Annotated in this window: 10 protein-coding genes and 1 pseudogene; 5 read left to right on the top strand and 6 right to left on the bottom strand. The window is 55.2% G+C overall.

The window, feature by feature from the left end:
- The first annotated feature begins 633 nt into the window (after positions 1-633).
- The 4 genes from U5775_RS37925 to U5775_RS37910 all read left to right on the top strand — a co-directional run bounded on the left by U5775_RS37925 (position 634) and on the right by U5775_RS37910 (position 5,026).
- Positions 634-1,884, top strand: a complete 1,251-nt coding sequence (locus tag U5775_RS37925; RefSeq protein WP_322063262.1) for an MFS transporter — start codon at positions 634-636, stop codon at positions 1,882-1,884.
- 53 nt (positions 1,885-1,937) lie between these two features.
- Positions 1,938-2,594 (top strand): isochorismatase family cysteine hydrolase, encoded by a 657-nt coding sequence (locus tag U5775_RS37920; RefSeq protein ID WP_322063260.1) that lies wholly within the window; start codon positions 1,938-1,940, stop codon positions 2,592-2,594.
- A gap of 48 nt (positions 2,595-2,642) precedes the next feature.
- Complete coding sequence (locus U5775_RS37915) at positions 2,643-3,425, top strand: short-chain dehydrogenase/reductase (RefSeq protein WP_322063259.1); 783 nt, start codon at positions 2,643-2,645, stop codon at positions 3,423-3,425.
- A gap of 446 nt (positions 3,426-3,871) precedes the next feature.
- Entirely contained in the window at positions 3,872-5,026 is a 1,155-nt protein-coding gene (locus U5775_RS37910; RefSeq protein ID WP_322063258.1) for a porin, read from the top strand.
- A gap of 415 nt (positions 5,027-5,441) precedes the next feature.
- Here the strand turns inward: U5775_RS37910 and U5775_RS37905 are convergent, their stop codons facing one another.
- The 4 genes from U5775_RS37905 to U5775_RS37890 all read right to left on the bottom strand — a co-directional run bounded on the left by U5775_RS37905 (position 5,442) and on the right by U5775_RS37890 (position 10,356).
- The gene (locus U5775_RS37905) at positions 5,442-6,506 is read right to left on the bottom strand and encodes an ornithine cyclodeaminase (RefSeq protein ID WP_322063257.1); all 1,065 of its coding nucleotides are present in this window, start codon (positions 6,504-6,506) and stop codon (positions 5,442-5,444) included.
- A gap of 46 nt (positions 6,507-6,552) precedes the next feature.
- Complete coding sequence (locus U5775_RS37900; protein WP_322063256.1) at positions 6,553-7,953, bottom strand: amino acid permease; 1,401 nt, start codon at positions 7,951-7,953, stop codon at positions 6,553-6,555.
- Positions 7,954-8,075: 122 nt separating this feature from the next.
- Positions 8,076-9,209 carry a branched-chain amino acid ABC transporter substrate-binding protein gene (locus tag U5775_RS37895; RefSeq protein WP_322063255.1) on the bottom strand — a complete coding sequence of 378 codons (1,134 nt, stop codon included), beginning with the start codon at positions 9,207-9,209 and terminating at the stop codon, positions 8,076-8,078.
- A 112-nt stretch (positions 9,210-9,321) separates the two neighbouring features.
- Positions 9,322-10,356: a histone deacetylase family protein gene (locus tag U5775_RS37890; RefSeq protein WP_322063254.1), complete on the bottom strand. Its 1,035-nt coding sequence runs from the start codon at positions 10,354-10,356 to the stop codon at positions 9,322-9,324.
- 116 nt (positions 10,357-10,472) lie between these two features.
- Here U5775_RS37890 and U5775_RS37885 point away from each other — a divergent pair, with 116 nt between their 5' ends.
- The gene (locus U5775_RS37885; protein WP_322063253.1) at positions 10,473-10,961 is read left to right on the top strand and encodes an Lrp/AsnC family transcriptional regulator; all 489 of its coding nucleotides are present in this window, start codon (positions 10,473-10,475) and stop codon (positions 10,959-10,961) included.
- A 490-nt stretch (positions 10,962-11,451) separates the two neighbouring features.
- On the opposite strand, the gene U5775_RS37880 is transcribed toward U5775_RS37885, so the two are convergent.
- Entirely contained in the window at positions 11,452-12,384 is a 933-nt protein-coding gene (locus U5775_RS37880) for an electron transfer flavoprotein subunit alpha/FixB family protein (protein ID WP_322063261.1), read from the bottom strand.
- A gap of 23 nt (positions 12,385-12,407) precedes the next feature.
- Positions 12,408-12,591 (bottom strand): annotated as a pseudogene (locus U5775_RS37875) (electron transfer flavoprotein subunit beta/FixA family protein); the annotation flags it as partial.

Raw genomic sequence — 12,591 nt, 5'->3', positions numbered from 1 at the left:
CACGTCGAAAAATGGCAGGGTTCGTTTCGAAGCCCTCGTCATGGGGGAGAATGAACTGTCGCTTAGAGTTGCAGGTGCTTTTCACGTCGTATGTGGGTGGTCACTCAACGGGGAATAGTACGGACAACTTAGGTTTTGGCTATCTCGGAAGCGAATGCATGCGCATGTACCTCAGCGATATTAGCTTCGGTTAGGCAAGCCTTGCGCCCGGTGAAGTGCCGGCGAACTGACAACTTCCGAGCACTCCATCCTTTTGCGGAGCCATTACAGCCTACGGTACTTTATTCAACTCAATCTATGAGAGGCGCGTTGGACGCAAGGACGGATGAGCAGCGCAGCCGAAATCAGACGAGATCGTGAAATTGATGCAGTCGCGGGAGGTCGTGTTCGTTGAACGTGATCTTTTTGCCTTCATTTAGTCAACTTCGTAGATGTGACGTCGCGGATTGCGTCAACGTCAACAAGCTTCGCAAGCCAGTCGTTGCAGGACACGACGTTAGTTCGGGTTTACCTAACGTCGCAGACATTGCCTTTTGAGTCGCTGTGGATCACAATAAATATGCATAAAATGATGTTTGTGCATAAAATAAGCGGAAAATTGGATGCTCGGTAACAGATAGGAGACACCTGGTGATGAAGGAGAAGTGGAGTAGCTATGAGAATGTGTTGGTGGTGTTACTGTTCATGTCGATTGGATTCGTATTTTTTGATCGACTGGCCATCAACTTTTTATTCCCGTTCATGCGGGCGGACTTCGGCTTGTCTCACACCCAAATGGGCATGCTCAGCTCTGTTCTCGCCTTCACATGGGCCGCTACAGGATATTTTTTAGGGCAGTATTCAGAAGCAAAGAGCAAACGAAAGGTCGTACTGGTAACTTCAGTCGTGGTTTTCTCCCTTTGCTCAGTCGCATCTGGACTCGCACAATCGTTCATGATGCTGATGATAGTGCGCGCAGTAATGGGGCTGGCAGAGGGGCCAACATTGCCGATTAGTCAATCGCTCATGGCAATTGAATCTTCAGAGAAGCGCCGGGGATTCAATATGGGATTTATTCAAGCTTCCGCCGCGGGTCTATTCGGATCAGTACTTGGGCCGGCCCTGATTGTGCCGCTAGCGATGCATTTTGGGTGGCGTACGGCTTTCTATGTGGTCGGTATTCCAGGTCTTCTGCTAGCGGCACTTCTGTCCAGGTTTGTCCGGGAGCCGGCTGCGCGAACCGCTAGAATCAATCTTTCTACTGCCGAAAAGAAACCTCGGTTTAGGGAAGTATTAGGTTATCGGAATGTCTGGATTTGCATATTGATTAGCTGCGCGTTCATCACATGGTACTATGCATTTTTAGCATTTGCCCCAAGCTATCTGATCGAGCAGCGGCACTTTGCCCCATCTCAAATGGCGTGGATTATGAGCTTGATCGGTCTCGCAAATGTTATTGGTGGATTTGGCGTGCCAGCACTCTCTGACCGACTCGGCCGCAAGTCAATGATGATTATATTTTCCGTCGCATCAATCCTGACGCCACTGGTTCTGATATTTTTTCACGCTGCCTTCCCACTTTTTGCCCTGGTTTTATTTTTGACATATTTGGGGCATGGATGTTTCCCATTGTTTATGGCGACAATTCCATCGGAGACGGTCCCCGCAGCCTGCCTGACGCGCACGATCGGTCTGGTCATTGGCGTAGGAGAAATCGTTGGAGGCTTTGTCTCTCCAACTATCGCCGGTAGCGCAGCCGATCACTTTGGAGCAGCGGCGCCATTCTACATGGCCGCGGGTGCTGCAACATTGGCCGCGGTTCTATCGTTGTTTTTACAAGAGACGGCGCCCTGCAAGCGGGTTGCAGTGGGAACTGAACCTAAATCATTCAATCAGCCAATCTGACTTTGTGTAAATTTTGGTTCGTGGTGACACGATGTTCGTGCCAGGAGTGCTAAATGGAATTGATGTTGAAGGACAGCCCTTCGGGCTTGAAGAGTTTGAACCTCGCGAAAGCAGCCTTGATTGCGATCCACTTGCAGCATGACGTGCTTGATGCCGACGGGGCGTTCGGGCCTATATTTGCCGCTCAGGCAGCGAAAGACGGTCTCGTCGAACGGACGAGGCATGTCGTGGCAACTGCTCGAGAAAATGCGATTCCTGTCATTTACGTGAACGTAGCGTACACGCCGGATTATCGGGAGGTTGTAAAGAATAACGCCCTTTTTAATACCGCCGTCCGAAAGAATGCATTTGTCCGGGGCAGTCGTGGTGCTCAAGTTGTCGATCGACTGGCACCCGAGCCGGATGATTTCAAGATTGAGCATACTAGAATCAGTGCGTTCTACGGCACTGACTTGGCTGGCATATTGCGGGGTCTCGAAGTAGATACCGTGATCGTTCTCGGAATTGCAACAAACATGGCCGTCGAACATACCGTCCGGGATGCCGCTCAACTGGGATTCAGCGTAGTCCTTGTGGAGGACTGTTGCTGTTCGTCTTCACAGGAGTATCACGATGCCGCTCTATTGACTCTACGTGTGGTTTCGACGGCGGTGATTCGCGCGAATGAATTGGTTCCCTTGATTTCTGATAAACGCTCGTCCGGTAAATAGAGTGATTCCGGTGAGACGCGTTTTTAAAATATAAACGGACTGAGAATTATGGATCTAAAATTATCTGGAAAAACGGTGCTTGTGACCGGTGCATCACGTGGTATTGGATTCGCGATCGCTCAACAACTCGCCGCCGAGGGCGTCGATCTGAAACTTACGGCGCGTGATCCAGACGCCTTGGCATCGGCAGCAGAGCAACTTCGCGCGGAGTATTCCGTCCATGTCGAGATTGAAGCTTGCGACCTGAAAGATCGGGGGGCAGCAGAGCGATTGAAGAATCGATTTCCCAATGTTGATATTTTGGTCAACAATGCGGGCGACATCCCGGCCGGGTATATTGAGGATGTCGAAGAAGAGGCATGGCGCGCTGGTTGGGATGCAAAGGTCTTCGGATATATTAATTTGAGTCGGGCTTATTATCGGGATTTTAGAGAGAAAGCTGCAGGGACGATTGTTAATATACTTGGCATCGCCGGTGAAATGCGCGACGCTGGCTACATCGCTGGTAGTACCGGAAATGCAGCCCTTATAGCGTTTACTAAGGCACTCGGATCGGCCTCTCCTCAACACGGTGTTCGAGTCGTTGGCATTAGTCCGGGACCCGTAGCTACCGATCGACTCGAAAAGATCCAGAAGCGCAAAGCGATGGCGCGCACAGGTGACGAATCTCAGTGGAAAGAGGCATTCGCCGCATTTCCGTTTGGCCGGGCGGCATCGCCCGATGAGATCGCCGCAGCCGTCGCTTTCCTGGCTTCGCCACTTTCTGCGTACACGAGCGGCGCAATACTCACAATTGATGGCGGAATATCGGCGGGTCGCGCGATTCCTTGATACATCTGCCGGGCTAGCTAAAAATAAGTGAACCCGGCAGAATTTTTGTCTTGACCGGCATTTTGCAGGGAAACCAGTAACAGACAATAGATCGCCAACCGTAAGTGAAGGACGCCACGCCGTGGCGATTCCGGTCATGCGATGCCACCTGCTGACATTCCGGAGATTTTTCTTGGGTGAAGGCGTAGAGTCAAAATCAGGTCTATGACTGACAATCAATAATCCAACGTTGTTCCCATTGGAATCGGTAAGATTTTTGGTTGAGGTTGGATAGTAACCGGCGCTGGAAAAATAACATTATAAAGAGTGAGCATGATCGATCGAAAAAATCGAGCTTTGACGGCTTCTGGATATTATTAAGGATAACGTATCAATATATGGGCCGTCGATGTTGAATTGCGATTTTCAATGATGATTAGTTAGCACATAAACCGGAGGAGAGCTGGATGGGGCAAGCTAAAGTTGGGCTGGCATACGGCTGCATCGCGTTGTCGTTGTCGGGTTGGGGGGCGAGCGCTTTCGCGCAGAGTAATGTTACCCTTTATGGGGTTCTTGACACGGGAGTTGAATATATCAACCATGCAAATGCGAGCGGAGGATCGGTGGTTCGCATGCCGTCGAATACCGGTGAATTTCCCTCGCGTTGGGGCATGAAGGGAGAAGAGGGGTTGGGAGGCGGCTATAAGGCCGTGTTCCAGGTCGAGAGTGGTTTTACCGACGGAACGGGTGCGCTTGGACAGGGCGGCCGCCTGTTTGGTCGGCAGGCCTATGTCGGGATCGACGGCGCGCCCGGCGCCATAACCTTCGGGCGTCAGTATTCAATGCTGTACCGCGCTATCTTCAACGCTGATACGTTGGGTCCTGGCATTTACGGTCTCGCTTCTCTGGACACCTGGATCGGGGCCCCCCGTAGCGATAACACCGTTGCGTGGCTACGGCAGTTTGGGCCGCTCACGCTCGGCGCAAGCTACTCGTTCGGTCGGGATGCGTCTCCCGTTGGCGGCAGCAATACCCCGGGCTCGGGGACATGTGCAGGTGGGTCGGCCGGCAACAACGAAGCTTGCCGGGAATGGTCGGCAATGGCGAGTTACGACGGTGCCCTGGGTGGATTCGCTGCCGGCTATGACCGGCAAAACGGCGGGGAGGGAGCGGCGGCGAATTTCTTTAATGGCGCCATGCCTGTTGCACTTAGTGGTAGTGGAAATCGTGACTCCCGCGTTTCGGTGGACGGTTACATGAACCTGGGACCCGTCAAAGTGAGCGCGATATGGTTGAACCGGCATGTTGAATCCGCAACGCCGGCAGTTTCGACGATCACTTCGAATCAGTACGTGGTTGAAGTGGGTTATCGTGTAAACCCAGCGCTGTATATTGACGGCCTCGTGCAGCGAGCAATAAACAAACAGCAGGACACCCGCGCTTCGATGGAAGTGTTGCGTGCGACTTACGCGCTGTCCAAGCAAACCTTTGTATATTTACAGGCGGCGCTGCTACAGAATAGCGCAGAGGCCGCATATTCAGCCAGTGGCGGCGGCGCATCGACACCAGGCAAAGGTATGAATCAATTTGCCTCGATGGTCGGAGTTCGACATATGTTTTAATGTTCTGGATATCTGGGTGTATGCCCGGATTCCATGCATATATGCAAGCGGGGGGGGCTAGGTTCACCCCTCTCATTCAGTCATGAAACCTGGCAGACCTGATCACCGACGCGAGAGATTAGCCACGAATTTGCAGCGCCTTGCTTCGATCTGGTTGCGCAAGCGGCCATCGACCACGATGGCCTTGCTTGCCTAATGAAGGGCGCAAAGAGTACTGAACGAGCGGTACAGACCGGAGGTTGCACTGCCGGCATGCGGCTACCATCTCAATGACACTTCGCATGAAGTTAGGATTGTGCTTACCGGTGAGCCGATAAGCAGACATACGACATTTGCTCAATCACGACCGATAGCGAAATCGGGCATTGGATGTCCATCTGCATCGACTGATCGCCCCCTGACTTCTCCTGTCCTTTCACGCAATCTGGCGAATTGCCTTTCGGGATTTACCCGCTCGCGTGTAGCGGAACAGGTCTTTCGGATCGTTGTCGTCGTCGTGTTCGCCCCACGGCACGAGCTCGACTCCCATCCCGAGATTGAGGGCCTCGGCTTGCTCGTGTACATAGCGCAACGTCGAATAGTCTTCCAGCGCGAAACCAACGGAATCGAAGATCGTGACCTGATCTCTGCTTTCTCGACCGACCGCACTTCCGGCGAGGACGCGCCAGAGGTCGACGACCGGAAAATCTCCCGGCATCTGCTGAATGTCACCTTCGATACGGGTCTGGGGCTCGTACTCGACAAATACCCGTCCTGAACGCAGTACGTCTGCGTGCAGTTCCGTTTTCCCCGGGCAATCACCGCCTACCGCGTTGATATGCATGCCCGGCTCGATCATGTCAGGCGTCAGGATGGTGGCATACGTCTTGTCGGCAGTGACGGTCGTCACGATGTCTGCGCCGCGAACGGCCAGCGCGGTGGAATCGGCACGCGTGACTTTAAGCGACGGCCACGCTGCAAGATTGCGAATCAGCTTTTCTGTCGCCTTTGGATCGACATCGTACGCCACGATCTCTTCGATGCCGAGATGGTAGTGGAAAGCGAGCGCCTGAAAATCGCTCTGTGCGCCGTTTCCGATCAAGGCCATGCGCTTCACATCGGGGCGTGCCAGTGCACGGGCTGCCATCAGGGATGTCGCACACGTTCGAAGCGCGGTAGCGACCGTGAGTTCGGAGAGGAGAATCGGATAGCCGGTATCCACATCCGCCAGAATACCGAACGCCATGACTGTATAGAGGCCACGCTGCGTATTTTTGGGATGCCCATTGACGTATTTGAATGCGTAGCGATGCGCGTTGGAGACGGGCATGAGTTCGATCACGCCGATTTCGGAGTGGTTCGCGACGCGTGCGGATTTATCGAATTCTGGCCACTTCATGAAATCATCGCGAATGGCATCGGCCAGTTCGCCGATGAATTTGGGGACGCCGACGGTTTCTACGAGACGAGACATGGTGGGAACATCAACGAAGCGAGTCATTGGGGTTTCCTGGAGTGAGAAAAGGTAAATAAGGCAGGGGCCGACCTCAGCGATGGCGTTTCCATCGATAGGCAACCACAAGAAAGGCGAACCAAGCCGGCATCGCTACCAGCGCAAGACGGGTGTCGGGCTTGAGTGCGAGCAGGCAGAGCACGAACAGGAGGAAGGCGAGCGATATAGCCGCCATTACGGCCCCGCCGGGACATTGGAAAGACGATTGGAGGTGCAGACGCGGGGACTTGCGCGTATAGGCAATGTAAGCGGTGAGAATCATCGACCACGTGAAGATGACCAGAATAGCCGACACGGTCGAAATCAGCGTAAAGGCGGTCATCACTTCCGGGACAACGATAAGCAAAGCGAGACCGGCAAGCATGCAGGTTCCCGAGAACATCAACCCGAATACCGGCACACCGTTGGTAGAGAGCGTCCCGAACGACACAGGTGCACATTTCCTGGCTGCCAATCCGAACAGCATCCGGCTCCCGGAATAGACGCCGCTATTAGCCGAAGACGCTGCGGACGTCAACACGACAAAGTTAATGATGCCTGCGGCAGCGGGAAATCCCGCGAGCCTGAAGAGCTCGACAAACGGGCTGCGATTCGACGGGACGTGAGGCCACGATACGACGCTGATGATACAGACGAGTGCCAACACATAGAAAAGAAGAATCCTCGCAGGGATCGAGTTGATTGCTTTCGGGAGCGTCTTGTGAGGGTTCCGGGCTTCAGCGGCGGTCGTGCCGATGAGTTCGGTTCCCGCGAAGGAAAAGATTGCAATCTGGAATCCCGCAAAGAAGCCACCCGGTCCATGCGGGAACATGGCGCCTCGCTCCGTCATGTGCGAAAACGACGCGACCACGCCATCGGGTGACGTGAACGACGTGCCGATCAGGACAAAAGCGGTCACGATGAGCGCGACGATGGCGATAAGCTTCACGATGGCGAACCAGAACTCCACTTCGCCGAAGATGCGCACAGCCAGCATATTCAAAGAGAGGAGCAGCAGCATCGATACCAGCGCTGGAATCCAGGCTGGCACAGTTGGAAACCAGTACTGAAAGAAGCCGGAAACTACGATTACATCGCCCACCACCGCGACGCTCCAGCTCAGCCAATATGACCAGCTGATCACAAACCCCGCACCTGGGCCAAGATAGGCCGAGACAATATCCGGGAATGTCTTGAAGCGCGGATCGGACAGCAGAAGCTCCCCCATTGCGCGCATCACAAAGAAGAGGAAAAAGCCGATAATGGCGTAGACGAGTACGATCGAGGTGCCGGAGAGCGCGATGATTTTTCCTGATCCCATGAAGAGCCCGGTTCCGATGGCACCACCGATGGAAATCAATTGAATGTGGCGGTTGTCGAGCGAGCGCTTCAGGTGCCCGGAATCGTCCTCAATTGGCTCGGCGTCAGCCCTAAATCGCGCAATGCGGGTGTTCATGGGGTGTCTCCAAGTGATTTGTTGTATGGATTTGCGCCCGAGTCCCGGTTGGGAGATGACGCGAGGCACGAGGGATGTGTCCACGTCCGGATTCAACTCAATTTCGGCTCAGGCCGTGAACCTCAAAGCTGCACAACGTCGAGCAGAATTTTTTTTCCGCTTCTGTACGAGAAGACCGAAATCGCCCCGTGCTTGACGTCGCCGTGAGGTGTAAAGCTGATCTTGCCGACCACCCCGTTGTAATCCGTCGCCGGCATGGCAGAGAGAACATTGGCTGCCTTCGTCGAGCCGGCACGCTTCATCGCATCGACGATGATGTAGACGGCATCGTAGGAGAAAGGTGCGTAGACCTGGAGCGGTTGATGGAAGCGCGCTTCATACTTCTTCGCAAACTCTGCGCCGCCTGGCATTTTTTCCAGTGCGATGCCCGCTTCGGAACACACTACGTTGTCCGAGGCGACGCCCGCGAGCTTTGGCAGGTCAGCCGAACACACGCCATCTCCACCAAGGACTTTTGCGCGCAGTCCAAGCTGCCGGGCTTGTTTGGCAAGGGGGCCGCCGGTTGCGTCCATGCCGCCGAACATGATGGCGTCCGGATTTTCACCTTTGATTTTCGTAAGAATTGCGCGGAAATCGATCGCCTTGTCGCTTGTCGCATCATGCGACACGACTTTCAGCCCAAGAGCCTTGGCCGCCGTCTCGAACTCTGTGGCCAAACCCTGGCCATAGGCGGTGGAATCGTCGATAACAGCGACAGTCCTAATCCCGAGGTTTTTTACCGCATAGGAAGCCAGTGCGGGACCTTGTTGGGCGTCGGTCGCGACAACCCTGTATGTGGTTTTGAATCCCTGTTGCGTATAGGCAGGATTCGTTGCCGCCTGAGAGATCTGCGCAATGCCGGCGTCACTGTAGACACGCGATGCAGGTATGGACGTTCCAGAATTGAGATGTCCCACAACTCCTGCAACCTTGTCGTCGACGAGCCGTTGCGCGACTTGCGTTGCGGTGCGCGGGTCACCCGCGTCGTCTTGAGGATCGAGTTGCAACACGACTTTCTGTCCTGCGATAACCAATCCTTTCGCGTTGATTTCTTCAATAGCTAGCCGCGCACCGTTCTCGCTGTCCTTTCCAAGGTGAGCTATCGATCCGGTGAGTGGCGCCACGTGACCGATTCGAACGGTTTCATCCGCCCGCGTGGGAATTGAAAGTGAGATCGCAATGGCTGCGAGAAGCCATCCGCTGTTAGTGAAGGTCATCACTGTTCTCCAAGTGGTGTTTTGTTGTTGCGACGAAAAGGATCAACGGGACAAAATTGAGAATCAGGGCAGTACAGGGCGCGCGGTGGTGCGGGTGCTATAAGCAATTCGGCTACGCGCGGCCGTCGAATCCGAGCAGCACGTTGACGGCGTTGATACCGATCTCGTCGACCATGTATCCCCCTTCCATGACGAAGAGCGTCCGGATATTCAGGCGTTGCAGCGTTTCACCAATGCGCGAATAGTCCTGTGTGCGTAGACGGAAGTGACTGATCGGATCGTGTTCGAACGTATCGACTCCGAGGGAGACGACAAGCACATCGGGCGCGTGTTTCCTGATCGCGGAGCAGGCCTGTCCCAAAGCTTCGTCGTATGTACTCCAAAGCGTGCCCTTGGGAAGCGGAAGATTCAGATTGAATCCCGCACCGTATCCGATTCCGCGCTCGTCCGCGTAGCCGGAGAAGTACGGGTAAGAAACGGATGGCTCTCCGTGAATCGAAACGAACAGCACATCGGAGCGGTCATAGAAGATGTCCTGCGTACCGTTGCCGTGATGGAAGTCGACATCGAGTACGGCGACACGTTTCGCACCACTTCTTATAACGTGCTGAGCAGCGATGGCGGCGTTGTTAAGGTAGCAATAGCCGCCCATATATTCGCGACCGGCGTGGTGGCCGGGCGGGCGACACAGGGCGAACGCCGAACGTGCGCCGCTTGCAATCACTTCCGCACCAGTCAGCGCCGAATTGGCGCTCGAACTGACCGCGGCCCAGGTTCCCGCGTTGATCGGCGCACCTGCGTCCATTGAAAACAAACCGAGTTTCCCATCAATGAACTCAGGAAGGGACGCGTTCGAAGGCATCGAGCGCACCGGCCACACGAGCGGTAGCGCCTGGCAAGTTCGGCCGGTTGCGCTCCACTCGTCCCATGCGCCGGCAAGAAAATCGACATAGCGGCGACTATGTGCTTCGGCATAGCAGCTTCGGTCGAACGATCGTGGAGAGATGACGTCGCCAAGGCCGCTCGCCTTGACACGTGCAAGCACCGTCTCCGCGCGCTGGGGGGCTTCGAACGAGTCCGAGATGACGCCGTCCTTCAATTCGACGCCGTGGTGCAGATGGTGATCGCTGCTATAGATAGTGAGCATGATTGACTGTTGCGTTGAACGTTGACAACAGTCTATTGGGAGAATAAAGCGAAAGTTTTGCTACTTCTCCTAAGGCGTCGCTATAATTTGCACAAACTATCCAGGAAGATAGGAAAGTGAGCAAAAAAAGTTCAGCGGTGGAGTTGGACGCTGTCGACAGGGAGATGATCCGCCTGCTACAGGAGGATGGCGCACTCTCGAATGCCACACTCGGCGACAAGCTTTCTCTGAGCGTGACGCCATGTTGGCGGCGCCGCAAGCGTCTCGAGGATGAGGGCGTAATCACCGGATATCAGGCGAATGTCGATCGGCGGTCGGTTGGTATCGATGTGTTTGCGTTCGTGCTTGTGACATTCAATATGCATTCGGACAAATCTGCAGACAATTTCGAGGCAGTCATGCGGAATTGCTCAGAAGTCCTGGCGTGCCACAAAATCACCGGAAGCGCCGACTATGTGCTGCAGGTAGTTGCAACCGACCTCGATTCGTATGCTGAGTTCATTGAGCGTGTTCTACGCCGACAGACAGGGATCTCTTCGATCCAGTCGAGTCTCGCGTTGCGCGAGGTAAAGTTTTCCTCACGAGTACCGGTGCCCGATAATTGACGGGCGTTTCGAGGAGACTCAGAGTTGGAGTCGCGTGATCGAGGTGTATTGAGGCGCAGCGGCGCTTGAATTTCCCGGTGAGAATCGCAAGGCTCGGCTTTCGCCGGCGCAGGCGCCACTAGCCTCTTATGCCTGGGCCGACGGAAATGTTTGCGACGCCCTCTTCAGGCGCATCAATCTCTTTAGGACTTCGGTACATCCTGCGAAGAGTCAAGAGCCCCGTCGAATCTGCCGCCTCGGCAAAGCTTCTTTGCTGTACCACGGCATAAAGGATCCGCGGATTATCGACGTAAGCCATCACAAAAGTCATTCTTCTGTCGAAGGGATCCCATTCGGAATCCTTTGACAAATTCCGCTGTCAACACCGCCGAATCGAAGTTGCGCGAACGTGGAAGCCACTTAAGGCAATGACCATTCAATACCCTACGATGCAGTTCGATGAACCCGCATCGTGAGTATGCTGTGTCGAGCGTTGACCGTAACTTCCGATTCACAGGGATCCGGCGAGTTCGGGTACTACGGCAAACAGGTCGCCGACGAGTCCGTAATCGGCCACGCTGAAGATCGGCGCTTCTTCGTCCTTGTTGATCGCGACGATGACCTTCGAGTCCTTCATGCCGGCCAGATGCTGGATCGCGCCTGAGATGCCCACTGCCACATATAGTTGCGGCGCGACGATCTTGCCGGTTTGACCGACCTGATAGTCGTTCGGCGCGTAGCCCGCATCGACTGCTGCGCGCGAAGCGCCGAGTGCAGCGTTGAGCTTGTCGGCCAGCGGCTCCAGCACCTGCGTATAGTTCTTGCCGCTGCCCAGACCACGGCCACCCGAGACGATGATCTTCGCGCTCGTGAGTTCCGGACGGTCGAGCTTCGTGACGTCACGGCCGACGAACTGCGTGAGACCGCTGTCTGCCGCGGCGTCGAGCTTCTCGATCACGGCGTTGCCGCCTTCTGTCGCAACTGCATCGAATGCCGTCGTGCGAACGGTAATGACCTTGACCGGATCGACCGATTGCACCGTCGCGATGACATTGCCCGCGTAGATCGGGCGCTCGAACGTGTCGGGCGAATCCACGGCGGTGATGTCGCTGATCTGCGCGACGTCGAGCTTTGCGGCGATACGCGGCGTGACGTTCTTGCCCGCAGCCGTTGCAGGCGCGAGGATGTGGGAGTAGTGCTTCGCGATCGCGAGGACGGTCGCTTCGACGTTTTCAGCAAGACCCTGTTCGAGTTGCGGCGCGTCGGCGAGCAGCACCTTCGCCACGCCGGCGATTTTCGCAGCTGCGTCCGCTGCCGCCTGGGCGTTGTGGCCCGCGACCAGCACGTGCACGTCACCACCAATTTTCTGTGCTGCGGCGACCGTGTTCAGCGTCGCAGCCTTGATGGTTGCGTTGTCGTGTTCAGCTATTACCAGATTCACCAGATTTGTCATTTTCGTCTCGCTCCTTACAGCACCTTGGCTTCCGTCTTCAGCTTCTCGACCAGCGTCTTCACGTCCGGCACCTTCACGCCTGCGCTACGCTTGGGCGGCTCGGCAACCTTCAGCGTCTTCAGACGCGGTGTCACGTCAACGCCGAGGTCATCCGGCTTCACGGTTTCCAGCGGCTTCTTCTTCGCCTTCATGATGTTG

It is taken from the genome of Paraburkholderia sp. J63, assembly GCF_905220245.1.
Classification (GTDB): domain Bacteria; phylum Pseudomonadota; class Gammaproteobacteria; order Burkholderiales; family Burkholderiaceae; genus Paraburkholderia.
This window is presented reverse-complemented; position numbering and strand designations above follow the sequence as displayed.